Here is a 19,866-nt window from a genome sequence, read left to right on the forward strand (position 1 = left end):
GATCATCGAATTTATAATTAAGCTTTTGCATCAGTTGCGATGACAGAGGAAGCTTTCTTTACATATTCTCCCATTTGATCGAAATTCAAGTAATCGTAGATCTCAGCAGACATGCTATTAATCTTATTCGCATACTCAAAATATTCTTTAGGCGTTGGCAGTTTACCTAGTAAAGACGAGACAGCAGCCAGTTCAGCAGAGGCTAAAAAGACATTTGCACCATTCCCTAGGCGGTTAGGGAAGTTACGTGTTGAGGTAGAGACAACCGTTGCTTTATCTGCGACTCGCGCTTGGTTACCCATACACAAAGAGCAGCCAGGCATTTCAACTCGTGCTCCTGCTTTACCAAATATACTGTAATAACCCTCAGCGGTAAGTTGCTGTTGGTCCATTTTCGTTGGAGGTACTATCCATAGTCTTGTTGGAACAACTTGTCCAGCTGACTCAAGAAGCTTACCCGCAGCACGGAAATGGCCAATATTGGTCATACAGGAACCGATAAACACCTCGTCGACTTTCTCACCCTCTACCTCAGAAAGTAAACGAGCATCATCAGGGTCATTCGGTGCACATAAAACTGGCTCTTTTAAGGTATCAAGGTCTATCTCGATCACTGCAGCGTACTCTGCATCCTTGTCTGCTCGCATTAATTGCGGGTTTTGCAGCCAAGCTTCCATCGCTTTAGCGCGACGTTCTAAAGTACGAGGATCGCCATAACCTTCTGCAATCATCCAGCGTAACATGATGATATTAGACTTGAGATACTCAGCGACAGATTCTTCTGATAGGTTAATGGTACAACCGGCTGCAGAGCGTTCAGCAGAAGCGTCAGACAGTTCAAATGCTTGCTCGGCCGTTAAATGCTCTAGACCTTCAATTTCAAGGATACGGCCTGAGAAAACATTCTTCTTACCTTTCTTTTCAACGGTCAAATGACCATCTTTAATGGCTTGATAAGGTATAGCGTGAACCAAATCACGTAATGTAATTCCTGGCTGCATTTTACCTTTAAAACGGACTAGCACAGATTCTGGCATATCAAGTGGCATCACCCCTGTTGCAGCCGCAAAAGCGACAAGTCCAGAGCCAGCTGGGAATGAAATACCCAAAGGGAAGCGGGTGTGGGAGTCACCGCCTGTACCGACAGTATCAGGAAGCAACATTCGATTTAACCAGGAGTGAATAATACCGTCCCCTGGACGCAATGACACACCACCCCGGTTCATAATAAAGTCTGGTAGTGTGTGGTGTGTGGTCACATCCACTGGCTTTGGATAGGCTGCAGTATGACAAAAAGACTGCATAACCAAGTCTGCAGTGAAACCAATACATGCCAAGTCTTTTAACTCATCCCGGGTCATTGGACCGGTTGTATCTTGTGAACCAACGGTTGTCATTTTAGGCTCACAATACGTATTTGGGCGAACACCCTCAAGGCCACATGCTTTACCGACCATTTTTTGGGCGAGCGTATAACCCTTACCTGAGTCTTCAATTTCACCTGGTTTTAAAAATAGATCGGAGTGACCTAAACCAAGTGATTCACGTGCTTTATTGGTAAGACCTCGTCCAATAATGAGGGGGATACGGCCGCCAGCACGAACTTCGTCTAGTAAAACCTGAGTTTTCAACTCAAAGGTTGTGATGACATCATCTGTGTCGTGTTTTTTTACAACACCTTCGTATGGGTAAATGTCGATCACATCTCCCATTTCCAGCCCATCAACATCAAGCTCGATAGGCAAAGCACCAGCATCCTCCATGGTGTTATAGAAAATTGGTGCAATTTTGCTTCCTAAGCAAATGCCGCCTGACCTTTTATTAGGTATAAATGGGATATCTTCACCCATGTGCCAAAGCACCGAGTTGGTTGCTGACTTACGGCTTGAGCCCGTTCCCACTACATCACCAACATAGGCTAAAGGAAAGCCTTTCTCTTTCAATTTGTTGATCGTTGTAATCGGGCCTACTTCGCCATCAACGTCTGGTGTGATGCCATCACGAGCCATTTTTAGCATCGCATTAGCATGTAAGGGAATATCTGGTCGTGACCAAGCATCCGGTGCAGGGGAGAGGTCATCAGTATTTGTCTCGCCTGGAACTTTGAAAACAGTAACAGTGATTTTCTCTGCTAACTTAGGCTTGCTTGTAAACCATTCGCCGTCAGCCCAAGACTTGATGATTTGCTTAGCGTATGCGTTTCCAGAGTTGGCTTTTTCTTCTACATCGTGGAATGCATCAAATATTAAAAGTGTATTTGACAGTGCTTTAGCTGCAATGTGGGCAACCTCTTCATCATCGAGACACTCAATGAGAGGCTGAATATTATAACCACCTAACATGGTGCCTAGTAATTCAGTTGCGTAGGCTTTATCAATTAGTGGTGAGGCGGCTTCTCCTTTTATGATTGCTGAAAGGAAGCCTGCTTTAACATAAGCAGCCTCATCCACCCCAGCTGGAATTCGATTCTTAAGTAAATCAAGTAAAAATTCTTCTTCACCGGAGGGCGGATTTTTGAGTAGAGCAACCAATTTAGCTGCTTGTTCTGCATCAAGAGGTGTTGCGGGTATACCCTGAGTGGCACGCTCTTCGACGTGTTTCCGATATGCTTTTAACATGATAGATCCCCTTACTTCTGGGCATCGATTTGTTAATCGATGCTGTTTAAGCCGAAGCAACACTGTCCAAATAGGAATGTTTATGAGAACAGAGCTCGGCACTGGCAAATAGATCAAATATCATTCTAACGAAAAATCGGTGCTCGTGAGCACCGACAGGCATATAAATGTAAAATAGGTGGTATTTGTGAAGATTATTGGAACAGGGTGGTAAGAGTTATGGTTTTACTACTCTTACCACACGAAAGCCCCAATTACTGGCTCTCAGTGTGGGTTCAGCTCTATAACGCGTAGCGCTTCTGCCTACGGTTGGAATATCAAACCAAGAGCCTCCCCTTAGGACTCGGCCGCTACATTGGTCAGACAACCACACTTGATTTGAAGTGGGGGCACCTTCGTAGTTAGGGTGATAGCAATCCTCAACCCATTCGGCCACATTTCCATGCATATCAAAAATGCCCAGTGGATTGCTTGCTTGTGATGTTACAGGAGCCGTAGACACGCCATCCCATTGACTACCACAACTATCACAAACACTGTAACCGGGTTTAACATCATCGCCATACCAATAAGCGGTTGATGATCCTGCTCTAGCCGAATATTCCCATTCGATTTCAGTAGGTAGGCGGTATTCTGAACCTGTTTGTTCAGATAGCCACGCAGTGTAGGCTTTTGCGTCATACCAACTTACGTTTATTACCGGGCGAGAGCCTCTTCCCCAACCATTATCCGGTGGAGGCATTCGCCCAGAAGCGGCCACAAAGCGGTCATATTGATCAAAAGTAACTTCATTCTTACTAAAATAGAAACCTGTAGGTATGTTTACTTCATGAACGGGAGACTCGTTTTCATCACCTGACTGATTAATATCCCCCATCTGGAATGTTGCTGGAGCAATTTTCTCTACTTTTGGAGCCTTACCACCATCTTTCAAATCTTCTTCAAGTATTTGAGGTAGGGCATCAAATTTATTTTGGGGGGTGTTAGAGGCAGTCGTCTGCTCCAAAGGTTCAGTTGGATCGGATTCAGGCCATAATAGAGTTGCAGCAATCGCCGAAGCTGCAAATAAACCTAAACCTGCCGCCAGAGTAGTTTTCCTGGATAGCTTTTTCTTGGCCGGTGGCAGTGAAGCGTCAGCGTTGGACTTTGAGCTATTCAAAAAGAGATTTGCACGCAAGAAGCGCATCACATCAACAAGTGACTTGGGACGATGCCTCTCCGACGGATGCGCCCATTTACGTAATTTATTCCATGTTTCTTTGTTTAAGTTATCGACATGATCTGGCAAATGGTCCAGTTTACCATTATCAAGCCATGACTCGCCCACCAAAGAAGCGATCAACAAACGCATAAACATATAATTGTCAGAAGCGACGGTCATACTAGGGCGACGCTTTTTATATTCAGGTGGGATGAAACGTCCATCCATATCTTGATCGGTTATTTTATCGAGCCAGCTATGTGTTCCAAAACCGGTCAATACTCCCGCACCATTTACTACATGAACACTGCTTAAATCTAAATGGCCATGTATGTATCCGTGCTGATGTACTTGGTCTAGCGCCTTTGCGATAGGATCAAAGATACTTAGCACGATATTGAGCGGAGCGCCTTCTGGGTATTTGCCGAGGTGGCTAAACAAGCGCTCACCACCACACAAATTGTAAATCGAGAAGACCCACAAATTTGAATAGAAAGGAGGGTAGCTCCTAGTAATCGCCGGATGCTTTAGTTTTGCATGACGTCGGGCAATGGACAGAAATTGATTAACATCCCCTCTCTCAGATCTGAAAAAGCGTAATACAAAAGATTGCCCACCCTGATCTGCAACCCAAACACTTCTATCATCGCTTAAAGGATAGTTAAGAACATATGGGTCAATCTCGACTCCAACCTGTTGGCCAATGCTCAGTTTACTTACATCATAAAATTGGTTCATTGCCGAATTGATATCCAAATCAATGTTTTGCTTGTGCTGATTAAACGTCTTAATGAGAGTATAATCGGTTTTTTTTTAGAAAAAAGGTAGTGTTGATGTTAACTGATTATCCTGAGCTGGTAGCTTTTTTACCATGTCAATCACCTGATGCATGGGTGAAATGGGCTTTGGAAAATGAAGAATTGCTTTTAGTAGATCATGCTCACTGTGAAAAGAAAGCGGCTTCAACGGCGATGAATCTCATGTATCGCTATGTTGATCGGGAAAATCTGCTGCATAAAATGTCTCAATTAGCACGTGAAGAGCTATTACACTTTGAGCAAGTTCTTAAGATTATGAAAAACCGTGACATCGAATACCGTCATCTTGAGGCTTCGCGTTATGCCAGCGGTTTACGTCAACACATTCGAACTCATGAACCTGCTAAACTCATCGACACTTTAATCATTGGTGCGTATGTAGAAGCTCGTTCTTGCGAACGTTTTGCTGTATTGATTCCACACTTACCTCCAGAAATTGCTAAGTTCTATAAATCTCTTCTTAAATCTGAAGCACGACATTTTGAGGATTATTTGTCCTTAGCTGAGGAGTATGCAGGAGAGTCGATAGAAGATCGTGTTCAATTCTTTCGTGAAGTTGAACGCCAACTCATTAATGAGCCAGATGTTGAGTTTCGTGTACACAGCGGCCCACCAAAGGCCGCATAAGTACAGCGATTGATACAAAGCTTTACTGAACTAAAACAAACGTTTGTAAAGAATTCCCTTCACAATCCTAGTTAGTGTGCTAATCTCGAAGTAACTACTCTAACAAGAGGAGGGCTGAAGATGGGCACACAAACAAACGATTTATTGCCAGATGTGACGTATTGGCTAACTTTGCAAATCGCCAAGAGTGATCCTGGTATTGATTTGGAGCAGGTCTATCAAGGTACAGTTGAGTTGGATTATTTGTACCAAGTACTAACGAGCAAAGCTCAGCAGCATTGGTGGTCGAAGTATGGGGTCGAGCTTAGCCCTGTGACGGTAAATAATGCTTTTTTTCGGGCCATTGCTGTCCTCCATGATCGTAACATTGAATACAAGCGTTCAAGAAATCGATCCGAAACTGATTGGGTTAGAGATTTACTTCATCTGTAAAAAAAAGAGCAGTCAAACTGCTCTTTTTTTTACTCAGCTCATAGCGGCATGATGTTCTAGATGCCAGCTTGATACCGTATTTTTTGATTGAATGTATTTATCAGTCTCGATTGAATATTGATTTAATTGAGTTCCCGACAAAATCGCGCACCAAACAAAATCATCCCAGTCACCTAAAACTAAACGCCTAAAAGCTTCATTTTGGTGAAAAGCTGGTCGGTGTGTGTGGCCATGAATAAGTAAAGATGTATGCTCTGGAAGCGCATTTACAATAGCTTGATTATTTACATCCATGATCGCCATGCTTTTGTCTGCAGCACTACTTTTAGAGTCATTTCGGAGCTTTTGAGCAAGTGCCAAACGTTGTTCGAGAGGCATGGAAAGCACTTGTTGTTGCCAGGCAGGTTGTCTAACCATTGCTCGGAATTCTTGGTAATCTTTGTCATCAACACAAAACTCATCACCATGAGCCAATGCTATTACCTTGTCGCAGGTTTCAAGCTCAGCTTGCTCAGGAAGAGCGATGACATGATTGCGCTCGAGCCAATACTGACCTATTAAGAAGTCACGATTACCGACAATAAAATAAGTGTTTACACGGTATTGATGAAGCTTTTCAAACTGTTGGTCTAATGTTTTCATCCAGTCAGGCTGGTAATCGTCACCAATATAGGCTTCAAAAAAATCACCTAGAATATACAACTCACAAGGCTTTTCTTGTTGGCAGATTTCATCCGTTAGATGTACAAACGCCTGGATGAGATCCAGGCGTTTGTCACTCAAATGCAAATCTGAGATGAAGTATCGAAGCATGCGCTTATTCTTTGATTAGCTCAGCTGATTCGATGATCACGTCTTCAGCAGGAACGTCTTGGTGGCCTGCTTTGATCGTTGTTTGAACTTCTTTGATCTTGTTCACAACGTCCATACCAGCCGTTACTTTACCAAACACTGCGTAGCCCCAACCATCTGGAGTTTTGCTGCGGTGGTTAAGGAAGCTGTTATCAGCAACGTTTATGAAAAACTGAGCAGAAGCTGAGTGAGGATCCATTGTGCGGGCCATTGCTAGTGAGCCAGCAACGTTTTCTAGGCCATTGTCTGCTTCGTTTTCAATTGGAGCTCGTGTTTCTTTTTGCTTCATGCCTGGCTCAAAACCACCACCTTGGATCATGAAGCCATTGATAACACGGTGGAATACAACACCGTTGTAAAAGCCTGATGTTACATATTCTTCGAAGTTTTTAGCCGTTTTTGGCGCTTTTTCGTAGTTAAGTTCGATAGTGATGTCGCCAAAATTCGTATGGAAAACGATCATGTAACTTTCCTTTATTCAGTTAGGTTTAAATCAATCAATGCCGAGCATTTTATGTGTTTGTAAACTTAGACGCCACTGCGGATTCTGTAAACAATAGCGAATTGTCTGTGCTTGAGCGTCATTGATGCGCTCACAACCCTCTGGAAGGGCGCTCTGATCCATTGGTTGGAGGTAAAAGTGCTCAAATTCAAGGTCAGAGAATAAATTAGGCGGTAAATGATCCTGCGGAAAGACCAGTTTTAGCTCACTGCCTTGGTTCACAACTAGGGGGGCTGCGGTCTTAGGGCTAACACAGATCCAATCAATACCATCGGGAAGGGGAAGTGTTCCGTTGGTTTCGATAGCCAATGTATAGTGTGCAGCTTTCGCAGCCGATATCAACGCTTCGTCTAGTTGTAAAGCAGGCTCACCACCGGTAAAGATTAAATATTTATGGCTTGTTTGTTCAGGCCAGAGTGTATCTAAATGCTCGATCAATGCTTCTGCAGTTTTGAATTTGCCGCCATTTTGCCCATCGGTACCAATAAAATCGGTATCGCAAAACTGACACTTCGCACTAGCTCGGTGCTTTTCTTTGCCTGTCCACAAGTTACAGCCAGTAAATCGACAGAATATAGCAGGGCGACCTGCATGAGCGCCTTCCCCCTGTAGGGAATAAAACGCTTCTTTAATGGAGTACATGGTTATTCCTTCAATCACCCGAAAACAGTCGGGGTTGATAGTGATAACGGTCATTAGCGAATTGCTTGGCAAAAGCTAAATCAAGTTACGTATTTTTACGAATCGTTAGACTTCGTAGTTTAATGGGTCAGTGACGCCTTGTTCTGTAAATGCCTCTAGGCGCTCATTACACGCTCCGCATTTACCACACGCTTTTTCACGTCCGTTGTAACAAGTCCATGTGTCAGAGTAGTCTAAATTCATTGCTAAGCCAGCAGCTAAAATCTCACCCTTAGAGCTGTTCAAGAAAGGCGTAACAATTTCTACGGGCTCATAGTTAGCAATTTTAGACACAGCATTCATGGCGTGAACAAATTCTGGACGGCAATCTGGGTAAATATGATGATCTCCAGAGTGTGCACCATAATAAACTTCTGGCGCTTCAAGTGATACTGCGTAAGCAATCGCCATTGATAGAAGCACCATGTTTCGGTTAGGAACAACCGTGTTTTTCATGCTTTCTTCAGCGTAATGTCCCTCTGGAATGTCGATTTCGCTGGTTAGTGATGATCCAGCCATCAAGCTATTGATTGCTGAAATATCAACAATCTTGTGCGGAATGCCGTGTTTTGCACAAACGGCAGCTGCTACATCAAGCTCTTTACTATGGCGCTGTCCGTAGTTAAACGACAGAGCATACACTTCTTTTCCTTCTGCTAGGGCTGTGTGCAACACAGTGTAAGAATCCATTCCTCCTGAATAGACCACAACGGCTTTATTTGACATGGATAATTTCCCCTTCGTTTCAAGGGCGCGGATTATAGCAAAAACCGTATTTCTAACTAGTCCTAGCTATGAAATAGCAATTTTTATAGCGAGAAGGCAATAAATTCACTTGTGCGTAACTGGTTACATATATAAAGTACGTAACCAGTTACATACTATGAGAGCAAGTTCATCATGGAACAGTTTGGAATTTTATCCCTAGGAAGTCGCCTAAAGAGATTGAGTGACTATCTATACAGTGAAGTTCAGTCAATCTATACAAGTCAGTCTCTTAAAATCTCATCGACCTATTTCCCTATCCTTCGCTTGTTACAGCAGGCAGAGGCATTGTCAGTGGTTGAGATTTCAGAACAACTGGGCCTATCGCATCCTGCGGTAAGTAAACAGGTCGCAAAAATGTTAAAGGAGGGGCTGCTTTTAAAGGTTCAAGATCCTCATGATCAACGCAGATCATCAATTAGCCTTTCAGAGCTAAGTAAACAAGAAATGTTAAGAGCGGAACCTATTTTGAAAGTGATAGGCGAAGAGCTTCAGCGTTATCTGGATCGTGTTTCGGGTTCCTTTCTACAGCAATTAGAGCTGCTCGAAGGTGATTTATTAAATGGACCTTACGCTAAGAGAGTCATTTACAGGCTTAACCCAGAGCAATTAGTTATCCGATCATGTAATACCGTCAAAGATTTTAAGGCATTCAAGCAACTTAACTTGGAATGGCTTGAGAAATACTTTTGCCATGAAATCTATACCAAGGACACACAATTGCTCAGCCAACCTCAGAAGTATATTGGTGACTTAGGAGGTGTTGTAAAAGTTGCTAGCCTAGGAGGAGAGGTAATAGGTGCTTATTACGTGTTGCCACATTTAACTCATGAAATTGAGCTTGGTAAGCTTGCCGTGACTGAAGCTTATCAAGGACTAGGCATTGGTGAAGTGCTTTTAAGCGATGCTATGAATGAAGCAAAAGAACTAGGTGGCCAGCGCTTGATGCTTGAGTCACACACATCGCTTAAGCCAGCACTTAATTTATATCGTAAAGCAGGGTTTATTGAAGATTTGGACGCTGATAGGTTCAGTGTGCCACGAGCCAACATAAGAATGATAAAACAATTGGTGGGATAACATGAAAACACTACAGCATGCGCAAAGAGGTGCTATTGCCTCAATACCGATGATCATCGGGGGAATTCCATTTGGATTATTGTTCGGATCGTTGGCCATCGCGAATGACTTAAGCATTTGGTTTGCAATCGCCATGTCGAGCATTGTATTTGCTGGCTCAGCTCAATTTGTTGCATTGGGGTTAATTGCTGCAGGTGCGCCCATATGGGTGATTGTATTGACCACATTTGTGGTCAATCTGAGGCACATATTGTATGCGGCCGACATGCTAAAGTTTGTTAAACATTTACCTTTAAAACTCCGGTTATTTATGGGATTTGGGCTCATTGATGAAACCTATGCTGCGGTTCGCCCGATGTATGACATGGGATCAGCCAATAAAGACACAGGACATAAAGCCTATATTGGCTCATTTTTTAGCTTTTATTTAATGTGGAATGTAACAACGGTTATTGGTGCTTTAGCGGGGGAATTGATACCAGGTATCAGCCAGTGGGGCTTAGAGTTTGCCATGGTTGCAACGTTTATCAGTATCGTGACTCCATATTTGAAAAGCGTTCCCTATTGGGGAGCATTTGCTGTGGCAATCGTTGCTTCGGTGGCATTGCGCGAGATGCCAAACCACCTAGGACTGATAATGGCCACATTGATGGCGGTAACAACGGGTTATGTGCTTGATCGTGATGATGCACAGCATGCTTCACAGGAGGCGAAACATGTCTAATGCTCAACTAACACTGATTATCATTGGTATGTTTTTAGTAACCTATTCTGTGCGCACAGTTCTATTTGCAAGTGCACACAAAGCCCACATCCCAGACTGGTTAAACAAAGCGTTGAAATTTGTGCCTATTTCGGTGTTAACCGCCATCATTGCGCCGATGTCCTTAACCAATGCCAATGGACTCTTGCTCACACTTTTTAACCCTTGGCTAGTTGGTGCACTAACTTGCCTTGTCGTTGGCTTGTTCTTTCAGCGTCAGTTACTCACGATATGTGTAGGGGTAATGGTATTTTTCGTTATGAAAGTCTTTGTTGTGGCGTAGTTTTCGCTTTTGAACATACCAATCAATCAATAAAATCAGATATACTCTTACGCTAATTTTTCTAAACGTTACATGAACACCAATCGGGATTCGAACATAACATGTCAGAAGCGTCTAAAACTGGGAATTTCATTACCCAAATTATTGATAAAGATAACGAAACTGGCAAACACGGTGGCAAAGTCCTAACGCGCTTTCCGCCTGAGCCAAACGGTTATCTTCACATCGGCCATGCAAAATCTATCTGCCTAAACTTCGGCATTGCACAACGTTACCAAGGCCAATGTAACTTACGCTTCGACGACACAAACCCTGAAAAAGAAAGCGTTGAGTACATCGAGTCAATCAAACGTGATGTTGAATGGCTTGGCTTTGATTGGGCGGATGAGCCTAAATACGCATCAGATTACTTTGATAAGCTTTTTGAGTTAGCTTGCGAATTGATCAAACAAGGTAAAGCTTACGTTTGTGAGTTGAACGCAGAGCAAATGCGTGAGTACCGTGGCACACTAAAAGAGCCAGGTAAAAACAGTCCATACCGTGACCGTACACCAGAAGAAAACTTAGCCCTATTTCTAGAAATGCGTGACGGCAAGTACGCTGACGGTGAGAAAGTATTGCGCGCAAAAATTGATATGGCTAGCCCAAACATCAATATGCGTGATCCAATTATCTACCGTATTCGTCACGTACATCATCACCAAACCGGTGATAAGTGGTGTGTTTACCCAATGTATGACTTCACGCACTGTTTATCAGATGCGCTAGAAGGCATTACCCACTCTATCTGTACACTTGAGTTCCAAGATCACCGTCCGCTATACGATTGGACGCTTGAAACACTTGGTACTGCGCATCCTCAACAAATTGAATTTGCGCGTCTAAACCTAAACTACACAGTGACAAGTAAGCGTAAGTTAAAGCAATTGGTCGATGAAAATCATGTCGAAGCATGGGATGACCCACGTATGCCTACTATTTCAGGTATGCGTCGTCGTGGCTTTACACCAGCCTCTATCCGTAATTTCTGTGAGCGTATCGGTGTGACTAAGTCAGACAGTATCGTTGACTTTGGCATGCTTGAGCACGCAATCCGTGAAGATTTAGATGCTAATGCAAACCGTGCGATGGCCGTGCTGAACCCAATCAAGGTGACACTGACAAACTACCCAGAGGATAAAGAAGAAATCTTCACCGTTGGTAACCACCCGAAAAACGAAGAAGCAGGTACACGTGAAGTACCATTTAGCAAAGAGCTTTACATTGACGCTGCTGACTTCGAAGAAGTACCACCTCGCAAGTGGAAACGCTTAAGTCTGGGTACTGCTGTACGTCTTCGTGGTGGCTACGTGATTACCTGTGACGAAGCCATTAAAGACGACAATGGTAACGTTGTTGAACTGCTATGTTCTTACGATGAAAACACGCTTGGTGTTAACCCAGAAGGTTATAAGCCAAAAGGCGTTATTCATTGGGTAAGTGCTAAGCACGCTGTGAACGCTAAAGTTCGTCTATACGATCGTTTATTTAACGATGAAGCGCCAGATGCGAAACACGAAGGCAAAACATTCCTAGACTTCATTAACCCTGAGTCCATGACTGTTGCAGAAAATGCGAAACTTGAGCCGTCTCTTGCGAAAGCAGAAGCAGGCGTTGGTTTCCAATTTGAGCGTGAAGGTTACTTCTGTCGTGACTTAAAAGAAGAAGGTATGGTGTTTAACCGTACTGTTACACTACGTGATTCTTGGGCGAAAATCGAAGCGAAAGGCTAAGGCATAGCATGTTAAAACTGTTTAACACCATGACCGGCAAGAAAGAAGAGTTCAAGCCGATCGAGGAAGGTAAAGTAAAAATGTACGTATGTGGCATTACAGTCTATGACTTTTGCCACATTGGTCACGCGCGGGCGATGATTTCTTTTGACGTCATCACACGATTCTTGCGTCACATTGGTTACGATTTGACATTTGTTCGTAATATCACGGATGTAGATGACAAGATCATTAAACGTGCTGAGGAAAACGGTGAAAAGCCATCTGAGCTTACCGAACGCATGATTGCGGCAATGCACGAAGATGAATTAGCTCTAGGTAACAAACTGCCTGATCAAGAGCCTAAAGCAACTGAGTTCATGCAGCAGATCATCGACATGATCCAAGTATTAGTGGATAAAGGCTTCGCATACCAAGGCGAAAGTGGCGATGTATTTTACCGTGCAAGCAAGTTCTCTGAGTACGGTAAGTTAAACAACCGTAAACTTGAGGACATGCTGGCTGGTGCTCGAATTGAAGTGGAAGCTTCAAAAGAGCACCCAGCGGATTTCGTACTTTGGAAGCCAGCGAAAGCTGGTGAAGTTTCTTGGGATTCACCTTGGGGCAAAGGTCGCCCAGGCTGGCACATCGAGTGTTCAGCGATGTCGACTCACTGTCTTGGTAATCATTTTGATATCCACGGTGGCGGCCCGGATCTTAAGTTTCCACACCACGAAAACGAAATTGCGCAATCTGAAGCAGCAACAGGCGAGCAGTATGTTAATTACTGGATGCACTGTGGTGCGGTTCGTGTAAATAACGAGAAAATGTCTAAATCACTAGGCAACTTTTTCACGATCCGTGAAGTGCTTGAGAAGTTCAACCCAGAAGTAGTGCGTTACCTGATGGTATCGAGTCAATACCGCAGCAGTATTGATTACTCTGACGCGAGCTTGAAAGAAGCCAAGACAGCACTTGAGCGACTGTACACAGCGCTTCGTGGTCAAGAAATCGCGAGTAGCTATGATGCTACGGAATACACTCAACGCTTTGAAGATGCGATGCGTGATGATTTCAATACACCTGTAGCGCTTTCTGTTCTGTTCGAGTTGGTACGTGAGCTAAACAAAGCCCGTGCAGAGGGAAGCGAGCAGGCTGCAACGCTTGCTGCTGAACTTAAAGCATTGGCTGATCTTGTTGGTTTGTTATCTCAAGATCCAGAATACTTTATGCAAAACAGCACGGTTAACGAGGGCTTATCTGCTGAAGAAATCGAAGGCTTTATCGCTGAACGCGCTCAAGCACGTAAGGATAAAAACTTTGCACGCAGTGATGAGATTCGTGATTTGTTACTGGAGCAGGGGATTACACTGCTTGATACCCGTGAAGGGACGACTTGGACGCGTGGATAATATAGAGCGTGCTTGGTAAGTATTAAAAAGGGAGGCTTTGCCTCCCTTTTGTCTAGAGTGATGGAGATTAGTCGCCAGATTTAACGCGAACAGCTAATACATCGCACGGAGCTCCGTGTAATACGCCATTGGCTGTAGATCCAAGTAGCAGAGCAAGACCATGTCGGCCGTGGCTACCCACCACAATTAAATCAGCGCCATTTTCTTCGGCAACACGATGTATTTCGCTTTCAATACCGCCTTGGGTAACAACGGTAGACTGAACTGGTACATCTAGTTGATCAACCAAGACTTCCATGCGTTGTTTTGCTGTCGTCTGCAGTTGCTCTTGAATGTCACTTACATCAATCGGTACATCACCACCGTAAGCATAGTTTAAAGATTCAATTACGTGGATAATAGTTAATTGTCCCTCAAAGGCTTTACATAGCGCTGCTGCCTTGTTAGCCACTAAAATACTTTGATCCGTTAAATCCACCGCCAAAACAATGCGTTGGTAGGGCATGGGATACCTCCAATTTTGGGTTCCATTTGTTCTTAACTTAATAAGAGTAATTCAATGACAGCTTTAATTGTAGTATTTATTACCCTTTCATTGATGGGGTCCGCATTATGGATCATGCCATCAAAACGAGAGCGTCAGAAAATGTCACTTCGTATGCTGGCAAGAAAGCATAATTTAACAGTACAGCTAACCAGTATCGATCTACCCGACAAATGGGATAAAATCACTGAAAAAGAGAGCGTTTGTGCTTACCACAAATATCGCGAAAAACCCTTAAAAAGCTTTGATACCATTAATGTGTACCCATTTGAGGTATGGAAACATAATGAGATATGCAAGGGGTGGTATGCAAACAAGCCGTTAGAGTTAAGCGATTCCTCAATTGCAATCTTGGAAAAGTCTCAGAAGATATTTGTAGCCCTAGAAATAAGTGATGCAAAGGTAAGCTTATATTGGCGTGAGCAAGGTGACGAAAATACTGTAGACGAGGCAAGCGAGCTCATTGCTGACCTTTCTCTGGTTCGTCCAACATAGCATCAGAAGCACTTTGATCCTCTAGGGTGTGCATGAACTCAGAAAGAGCTTCTTCTGGGTTTTCCGCATCCTGAATGGCCATAATTTGTGGTGCAATGATTTCTTTCATACGTCCATCAACAAATTTTTCCAACTCTTTCTTCTCAGGTCGATCAACGTTGTTAGATTTCAAATGTGAAAGAATAACGCTGTATAAAGTCTGTGCAACGCGCATATCTCCAGAGTGAAAATTTTTATTGGCCTGAACAATTTGGCGATTTAATTGAATCCACAAATTTAGCCAGCGAAGATAGGTGTAACACAGTTTATAGTGAGTGTTGCTGATACGCCCTTTGCGACGCATGTATAGCAGCATTTTAGCCGCCTTGGTTAAGCGCTCCTTATATTTTGTTTTTTCATGAAAGCTCATCTCATCAGGCTCTAAATTGAACTCGATAGGAGCTTCTTCTCTTTCGTTTTCTGCTTTAGCAATGCGCTCTTCAATTTTTTCAGGGTCATCAGAGTAAGAAACTAGCTCACGTAGATTTTCAAGGTAAAAATCATAAAATACGTCGCTTACAATCATATCGGTGTTAAGTTGGCGTAGGCCTATGATATGTTGCTCCATTCGATCAGCTCTGTTTTGCAGCTGAAGATATTTTAAACGTCGCTCTTTTAATTCTTGCTCTTTCTGGTGCGCACGTGACCCAATAACCACTGAAACCAGTACGATTATGAAAAGAATGACTATAGTTAAGATCTGAAGCGTAGCCATGATTGTCCTTTTTAAGTGATTTCAGTATGTTAAAGGGCAAATGCTGGACTCGGCAATAGGAATGTTGTGAATCTGCAAGGGATTGCTTGTCATATAATAGCGCTTTGCTTAATATCTGCGCCCCTAAAGTATTCAAACTTCGTTCATCTTTCAAAAGTAATTAAGGCTCGAACAACTCAATGGCTAAATCTCTGGTTATCGTGGAATCGCCGGCAAAGGCGAAAACAATTAACAAATACCTCGGCAACGACTACGTCGTGAAGTCGAGTGTAGGTCATATTCGAGATCTGCCTACCGGGACGACTTCCACCACTACGCCAAAAGAGCGTGCTAAACAGGCGGCTTTAACTCGAAAGATGAGTCCTGAAGAAAAAGCCGAATATAAACGCACTAAGGCGCGTAAGCAGCTAATCAATCGTATGGGTGTTGACCCCGAACAGAATTGGTCAGCTCACTACGAAGTGCTTCCGGGCAAAGAAAAGGTCGTTGATGAGTTAAAACGACTAGCAAAAAATGCTGACACTATCTATCTCGCAACCGATTTGGATAGAGAAGGTGAGGCGATTGCGTGGCATTTACGTGAAGCGATAGGTGGTGATGACTCGCGATACAAGCGAGTAGTGTTTAACGAGATTACTAAAAACGCCATTAAATCTGCCTTTGAAACGCCATCTGACTTAGATATGAACCGGGTTAATGCGCAACAGGCACGTCGTTTCCTTGACCGTGTTGTTGGCTTCATGGTGTCTCCTTTGCTTTGGGCGAAAGTTGCGCGTGGTTTATCCGCTGGACGTGTACAGTCTGTGGCAGTTCGATTAATCGTCGAGCGTGAAAAAGAGATTCGAGCTTTCATTCCTGAAGAGTTTTGGGAATTGGATGCTAACTTAGCGACAAAAGATGATTCAAACATCACCTTTGAAACTGCTAAGTACCAGGGTAAAGAATACCGCCCAACATCAAAGGAACAGTCTGACGAACACGTTCAGCGAATTGAGAAACTACCGTTCAATGTCGCCAATCGTGAAGATAAGCCAACGCGATCAAAACCCTCAGCGCCATTTATTACTTCTACATTGCAGCAAGCCGCCAGTACGCGTTTAAGTTTTGGTGTAAAGAAGACGATGATGCTCGCTCAACGGCTATATGAAGCGGGTTATATTACTTACATGCGAACTGACTCAACAAACTTAAGTCAGGAAGCAGTAGAGTCGGTTCGTGAGTTTATTCAATCGAGCTACGGTGATGCTTACTTACCAAAAGAAGCGCTTCGTTACTCAAGTAAAGAAGGGGCCCAAGAGGCTCACGAAGCAATTCGACCATCAAGCGTAACAGTTACTCAAGACATGCTTCAGGGCATGGATAAAGACGCTCACCGTCTTTACGACTTAATTCGTAACCAATTCATCGCTTGTCAAATGACACCAGCAGAATACACATCTACTACGATCACTGTCATGGCTGGCGATTACGAACTACGTGCTAAGGGTCGTATTCTACGTTTTGATGGTTACACACGAGTGTTGACAGCAGTTGGCAAGAAAGCAGAAGACACGATCCTGCCTGATGTACAAAAAGGCGATCAACTCACTCTGCTAAACTTAGATCCAGCACAACACTTCACTAAGCCGCCTGCTCGCTTTAGTGAAGCTAGCCTTGTAAAAGAGCTAGAAAAGCGTGGCATTGGTCGTCCTTCAACTTATGCTTCGATCATCTCTACGATTCAAGATCGTGGCTACGTTCGAGTTGAGAATCGTCGCTTTTATGCTGAAAAGATGGGCGACATCGTTACAGATCGATTAGTAGCAAGCTTTGATGACCTAATGAACTACAGTTTCACCGCGCAAATGGAAGAGAAGCTGGATGACATTGCAGAAGGTGAGCAAGATTGGATCAAAGTCCTTAATAACTTCTATCAAGATTTCAGTCAAACGCTAAATCAAGCGGAAGCTGAAGACGGCGGTATGGCTCCAAACGAGCCTACGCCTACAGATATTCCTTGTCCTACTTGTGGGCGTCCAATGCAAATTCGTACAGCAAGTACTGGGGTTTTCCTATCGTGCTCTGGTTACGCATTGCCACCAAAAGAACGCTGTAAGGCAACGATCAATTTAGTAAGTGGCGATGAAGCGGTTGCAGTAGATGATGAAGAAGGTGAATCTAAAGCGCTGATCAACAAGCGACGCTGTGACATCTGTGGCTCAGCAATGGACAGCTACTTAGTTGATGAGCACCGTAAATTGCATGTGTGTGGCAATAATCCATCCTGTACAGGTTATGAAGTCGAGCAAGGCACGTTTAAATTGAAAGGGTATGATGGCCCTGTCATTGAATGTGACAAGTGTGGCTCTGAGATGCAGCTTAAGACTGGCCGTTTCGGTAAGTACTTCGGTTGTACCAATGAGGAATGTAAGAACACTCGTAAGCTTTTGAAAAATGGTGAAGTCGCTCCTCCAAAAATGGATCCAGTACCAATGCCTGATTTGGCATGTCAAAAAGTAGAAGATCACTATGTTTTGCGTGACGGTGCTACTGGCTTATTCTTGGCTGCGAGTCAATTCCCACGCAAGCGTGAGACTCGACCGCCATTGGTAAAAGAGTTGAAACCGTACATGGATCAAATTGATCCTAAATACCACTACTTCGATAAAGCGCCGTTACAGGACGAAGAGGGTAACCCAACCGTGATTCGCTTTAGCCGTAAAACTAAAGAGCAATACATTATGACTGAAGTAGAGGGTAAGCCTACTGGCTGGAAGGCTTTCTATGACGGTGGTAAATGGAAAATCGAACACGGTAAGAAGAAATGAGTGGCTCAAGTTTAGCAAGTGTTACTAATCAGCGCCTAGATGCCGCTAGAAGACTGCTTCAGCAAGCAACAGAAATGGATAACGATTGGATGACTCAAAGCCTAGAGTCATCTGCTTTATTCCAGTTAAGAAGCGGCTTGAATGGACTTTTACAAGAGGTGAAAACTTCTTATAACCTATCTGCTTCTCTTGATTTGGAGTTGTTGCTCCAAGCCGCGAATGAAAAAGGGATCAGTGTTCCTGTGTTGAATGAGCTAGCGCTGTTGAAAAGCAATGCACAATCGTGGCTGAGCCAATTATATATTGCTTATCAAGCCGCTTTGGATTGTCAGGTGGCTAATCAGTCCTATGCAGCAGGAGTTGAATTGATTGGTCGCGGCTCTGATGCCGGCACATCTACGAAATACATTTTGAGCTCTTTAACAGAGTTAGTCTTACGTTACCGCGAAGACGCAGCAGAATATTAGTGATGAAAGATACATACTTAGAAATTGTCGAATTGGAAAATGGTGAAATTGTCTTACGCCCAGCAGGGGAGGATGACGATAAAACTCCCATCGCAACGCTCACGATTTCTGATGATACGAAAGACTTCCTGAAAGACCGTTATTTTGAGCTTGCCAAGTGCATGTTCCATGCGGGAATCGACTTCGTTTATTCAGAAGACTTCGGTGGCATGGATTCCTCTGAAGGCGATGTGCACGATGAAGAGTTTATGCCTAGGATATTACATTAAATAATGCATTCCGAATTATGGTGAAAATGTCATAAAAAAAGCCTCTATCGCTAGAGGCTTTTGATGGATTGATTAATGGCCTCGTCGGATAACGCCAACTGATAGCCCTTCAATGGCAAAGTCTTCGCTCTCAAGGTCTACGATAATGTCATTAAATTCTTCGTTCTCTGGAATTAAACGCACTTCACGACCCTTTTGTTCAAATCGCTTAACGGTGACTTCGTCTCCAATGCGTGCCACCACAATCTGACCATTTCGAACAGTGTGAGTTTTATGGACAGCGATCAGGTCACCATCTAAAATGCCTGCGTCTTTCATGCTCATGCCGTTAACAGACAGTAAATAGTCTGCTTTTGGCGAGAACATTGCGGCAGCGATAGGTATTCTGGAATCAATGTTTTCTTGTGCCAAAATGGGATAGCCTGCAGCCACTCGCCCAACGATTGGTAACGTGCCAGCTTCATCGTTCGCACTAACGGGCGCTTCTTGCTCGACAAGGCGAATACCACGAGAGGCACCAGATAGCATTTCAATTGCGCCTTTTTTGCTAAGCGCTTTTAAATGTTCTTCTGCAGCGTTTGGGGAACGAAAGCCTAAACGTGCCGCAATTTCAGCACGAGTAGGCGGGAAGCCTGTTTCGCTAATAAATTCGCGAATTGTTTCTAGTACGTCAGACTGTCTTTTTGTTAATTTAATCATACGGCATCTGTTTGTTTATACAGTTACTGTTATTATATACAGCTAT

20 protein-coding genes are annotated in these 19,866 nt (G+C 43.6%); 11 read left to right on the forward strand and 9 right to left on the reverse strand.

All coding sequences use genetic code 11. The features are described from left to right. Positions 1 to 17 precede the first annotated feature (17 nt). On the reverse strand, positions 18 to 2,618 hold the full coding sequence (acnB, locus tag JHD44_RS14395; protein ID WP_199463466.1) for a bifunctional aconitate hydratase 2/2-methylisocitrate dehydratase: 2,601 nt from the start codon (positions 2,616 to 2,618) through the stop codon (positions 18 to 20). A gap of 217 nt (positions 2,619 to 2,835) precedes the next feature. Then, positions 2,836 to 4,557, reverse strand: a complete 1,722-nt coding sequence (locus JHD44_RS14400) for an SUMF1/EgtB/PvdO family nonheme iron enzyme (RefSeq protein WP_199463467.1) — start codon at positions 4,555 to 4,557, stop codon at positions 2,836 to 2,838. A gap of 95 nt (positions 4,558 to 4,652) precedes the next feature. Here JHD44_RS14400 and JHD44_RS14405 point away from each other — a divergent pair, with 95 nt between their 5' ends. Both JHD44_RS14405 and JHD44_RS14410 read left to right on the forward strand, forming a co-directional pair. Beyond that, positions 4,653 to 5,264 (forward strand): tRNA-(ms[2]io[6]A)-hydroxylase, encoded by a 612-nt coding sequence (locus tag JHD44_RS14405; protein WP_199463468.1) that lies wholly within the window; start codon positions 4,653 to 4,655, stop codon positions 5,262 to 5,264. A gap of 120 nt (positions 5,265 to 5,384) precedes the next feature. Beyond that, on the forward strand, positions 5,385 to 5,696 hold the full coding sequence (locus JHD44_RS14410; protein WP_199463469.1) for a hypothetical protein: 312 nt from the start codon (positions 5,385 to 5,387) through the stop codon (positions 5,694 to 5,696). A 33-nt stretch (positions 5,697 to 5,729) separates the two neighbouring features. Here JHD44_RS14410 and JHD44_RS14415 read toward each other — a convergent pair whose 3' ends face one another. The 4 genes from JHD44_RS14415 to queC form a co-directional block, all read right to left on the reverse strand. After that, a complete protein-coding gene (locus JHD44_RS14415) occupies positions 5,730 to 6,509 on the reverse strand; it encodes a UDP-2,3-diacylglucosamine diphosphatase (RefSeq protein ID WP_199463470.1) in 780 nt (259 codons plus the stop codon). Between the two features lie 4 nt (positions 6,510 to 6,513). After that, positions 6,514 to 7,011 carry a peptidylprolyl isomerase gene (locus tag JHD44_RS14420; protein ID WP_133559679.1) on the reverse strand — a complete coding sequence of 166 codons (498 nt, stop codon included), beginning with the start codon at positions 7,009 to 7,011 and terminating at the stop codon, positions 6,514 to 6,516. A 30-nt stretch (positions 7,012 to 7,041) separates the two neighbouring features. Then, a complete protein-coding gene (queE, locus tag JHD44_RS14425; protein WP_199463471.1) occupies positions 7,042 to 7,692 on the reverse strand; it encodes a 7-carboxy-7-deazaguanine synthase in 651 nt (216 codons plus the stop codon). A 105-nt stretch (positions 7,693 to 7,797) separates the two neighbouring features. Continuing rightward, the gene (gene queC, locus JHD44_RS14430; protein WP_199463472.1) at positions 7,798 to 8,457 is read right to left on the reverse strand and encodes a 7-cyano-7-deazaguanine synthase QueC; all 660 of its coding nucleotides are present in this window, start codon (positions 8,455 to 8,457) and stop codon (positions 7,798 to 7,800) included. Between the two features lie 174 nt (positions 8,458 to 8,631). Here queC and JHD44_RS14435 point away from each other — a divergent pair, with 174 nt between their 5' ends. From JHD44_RS14435 to cysS, 5 genes are all read left to right on the forward strand, one after another. After that, on the forward strand, positions 8,632 to 9,576 hold the full coding sequence (locus JHD44_RS14435; protein WP_199463473.1) for a bifunctional helix-turn-helix transcriptional regulator/GNAT family N-acetyltransferase: 945 nt from the start codon (positions 8,632 to 8,634) through the stop codon (positions 9,574 to 9,576). A gap of 1 nt (position 9,577) precedes the next feature. Further along, positions 9,578 to 10,300 (forward strand): AzlC family ABC transporter permease, encoded by a 723-nt coding sequence (locus JHD44_RS14440; protein WP_199463474.1) that lies wholly within the window; start codon positions 9,578 to 9,580, stop codon positions 10,298 to 10,300. Next, on the forward strand, positions 10,293 to 10,622 hold the full coding sequence (locus JHD44_RS14445; RefSeq protein WP_199463475.1) for an AzlD domain-containing protein: 330 nt from the start codon (positions 10,293 to 10,295) through the stop codon (positions 10,620 to 10,622). The genes JHD44_RS14440 and JHD44_RS14445 overlap by 8 nt, the downstream gene beginning before the upstream one ends. A 101-nt stretch (positions 10,623 to 10,723) precedes the next feature. Next, complete coding sequence (locus JHD44_RS14450) at positions 10,724 to 12,394, forward strand: glutamine--tRNA ligase/YqeY domain fusion protein (protein ID WP_199463476.1); 1,671 nt, start codon at positions 10,724 to 10,726, stop codon at positions 12,392 to 12,394. 8 nt (positions 12,395 to 12,402) lie between these two features. Then, positions 12,403 to 13,785: a cysteine--tRNA ligase gene (cysS, locus tag JHD44_RS14455; RefSeq protein ID WP_199463477.1), complete on the forward strand. Its 1,383-nt coding sequence runs from the start codon at positions 12,403 to 12,405 to the stop codon at positions 13,783 to 13,785. 67 nt (positions 13,786 to 13,852) lie between these two features. Here cysS and JHD44_RS14460 read toward each other — a convergent pair whose 3' ends face one another. After that, entirely contained in the window at positions 13,853 to 14,290 is a 438-nt protein-coding gene (locus tag JHD44_RS14460; protein WP_199463478.1) for a universal stress protein, read from the reverse strand. 54 nt (positions 14,291 to 14,344) lie between these two features. Between JHD44_RS14460 and JHD44_RS14465 the strand changes: the two genes are divergently transcribed. Beyond that, positions 14,345 to 14,824 (forward strand): hypothetical protein, encoded by a 480-nt coding sequence (locus JHD44_RS14465; RefSeq protein ID WP_199463479.1) that lies wholly within the window; start codon positions 14,345 to 14,347, stop codon positions 14,822 to 14,824. On the opposite strand, the gene JHD44_RS14470 is transcribed toward JHD44_RS14465, so the two are convergent. Further along, positions 14,790 to 15,578, reverse strand: a complete 789-nt coding sequence (locus JHD44_RS14470) for a DNA topoisomerase I (RefSeq protein WP_199463480.1) — start codon at positions 15,576 to 15,578, stop codon at positions 14,790 to 14,792. The two genes, JHD44_RS14465 and JHD44_RS14470, sit on opposite strands and share 35 nt — an antisense overlap. Positions 15,579 to 15,757: 179 nt before the next feature. On the opposite strand from JHD44_RS14470, the gene topA reads away from it, so the two are divergent. From topA to JHD44_RS14485, 3 genes are read left to right on the forward strand one after another with little or no spacing between them, the layout of a single operon-like run. Then, positions 15,758 to 18,385 (forward strand): type I DNA topoisomerase, encoded by a 2,628-nt coding sequence (gene topA, locus JHD44_RS14475; protein WP_199463481.1) that lies wholly within the window; start codon positions 15,758 to 15,760, stop codon positions 18,383 to 18,385. Continuing rightward, positions 18,382 to 18,852, forward strand: coding sequence for a DUF6586 family protein (locus JHD44_RS14480; protein ID WP_199463482.1), 471 nt, complete (start codon positions 18,382 to 18,384; stop codon positions 18,850 to 18,852). Before topA ends, JHD44_RS14480 begins: the two co-directional genes overlap by 4 nt. A 2-nt stretch (positions 18,853 to 18,854) precedes the next feature. After that, entirely contained in the window at positions 18,855 to 19,121 is a 267-nt protein-coding gene (locus JHD44_RS14485) for a hypothetical protein (RefSeq protein ID WP_133559692.1), read from the forward strand. 72 nt (positions 19,122 to 19,193) lie between these two features. Here the strand turns inward: JHD44_RS14485 and lexA are convergent, their stop codons facing one another. Then, positions 19,194 to 19,820 (reverse strand): transcriptional repressor LexA, encoded by a 627-nt coding sequence (lexA, locus tag JHD44_RS14490; RefSeq protein ID WP_199463483.1) that lies wholly within the window; start codon positions 19,818 to 19,820, stop codon positions 19,194 to 19,196. Positions 19,821 to 19,866: the final 46 nt, after the last annotated feature.

The organism is Marinomonas ostreistagni, assembly GCF_016461785.1.
Classification (GTDB): domain Bacteria; phylum Pseudomonadota; class Gammaproteobacteria; order Pseudomonadales; family Marinomonadaceae; genus Marinomonas; species Marinomonas ostreistagni_A.

Bases quoted from the DNA above. Each gene is read 5' to 3' on its own strand.
- acnB (WP_199463466.1), bottom strand. From the start codon at position 2,618: ATGTTAAAAGCATATCGGAAACACGTCGAAGAGCGTGCCACTCAGGGT.
- JHD44_RS14400 (WP_199463467.1), bottom strand. From the start codon at position 4,557: ATGAACCAATTTTATGATGTAAGTAAACTGAGCATTGGCCAACAGGTT.
- JHD44_RS14405 (WP_199463468.1), top strand. From the start codon at position 4,653: ATGTTAACTGATTATCCTGAGCTGGTAGCTTTTTTACCATGTCAATCA.
- JHD44_RS14410 (WP_199463469.1), top strand. From the start codon at position 5,385: ATGGGCACACAAACAAACGATTTATTGCCAGATGTGACGTATTGGCTA.
- JHD44_RS14415 (WP_199463470.1), bottom strand. From the start codon at position 6,509: ATGCTTCGATACTTCATCTCAGATTTGCATTTGAGTGACAAACGCCTG.
- JHD44_RS14420 (WP_133559679.1), bottom strand. From the start codon at position 7,011: ATGATCGTTTTCCATACGAATTTTGGCGACATCACTATCGAACTTAAC.
- queE (WP_199463471.1), bottom strand. From the start codon at position 7,692: ATGTACTCCATTAAAGAAGCGTTTTATTCCCTACAGGGGGAAGGCGCT.
- queC (WP_199463472.1), bottom strand. From the start codon at position 8,457: ATGTCAAATAAAGCCGTTGTGGTCTATTCAGGAGGAATGGATTCTTAC.
- JHD44_RS14435 (WP_199463473.1), top strand. From the start codon at position 8,632: ATGGAACAGTTTGGAATTTTATCCCTAGGAAGTCGCCTAAAGAGATTG.
- JHD44_RS14440 (WP_199463474.1), top strand. From the start codon at position 9,578: ATGAAAACACTACAGCATGCGCAAAGAGGTGCTATTGCCTCAATACCG.
- JHD44_RS14445 (WP_199463475.1), top strand. From the start codon at position 10,293: ATGTCTAATGCTCAACTAACACTGATTATCATTGGTATGTTTTTAGTA.
- JHD44_RS14450 (WP_199463476.1), top strand. From the start codon at position 10,724: ATGTCAGAAGCGTCTAAAACTGGGAATTTCATTACCCAAATTATTGAT.
- cysS (WP_199463477.1), top strand. From the start codon at position 12,403: ATGTTAAAACTGTTTAACACCATGACCGGCAAGAAAGAAGAGTTCAAG.
- JHD44_RS14460 (WP_199463478.1), bottom strand. From the start codon at position 14,290: ATGCCCTACCAACGCATTGTTTTGGCGGTGGATTTAACGGATCAAAGT.
- JHD44_RS14465 (WP_199463479.1), top strand. From the start codon at position 14,345: ATGACAGCTTTAATTGTAGTATTTATTACCCTTTCATTGATGGGGTCC.
- JHD44_RS14470 (WP_199463480.1), bottom strand. From the start codon at position 15,578: ATGGCTACGCTTCAGATCTTAACTATAGTCATTCTTTTCATAATCGTA.
- topA (WP_199463481.1), top strand. From the start codon at position 15,758: ATGGCTAAATCTCTGGTTATCGTGGAATCGCCGGCAAAGGCGAAAACA.
- JHD44_RS14480 (WP_199463482.1), top strand. From the start codon at position 18,382: ATGAGTGGCTCAAGTTTAGCAAGTGTTACTAATCAGCGCCTAGATGCC.
- JHD44_RS14485 (WP_133559692.1), top strand. From the start codon at position 18,855: ATGAAAGATACATACTTAGAAATTGTCGAATTGGAAAATGGTGAAATT.
- lexA (WP_199463483.1), bottom strand. From the start codon at position 19,820: ATGATTAAATTAACAAAAAGACAGTCTGACGTACTAGAAACAATTCGC.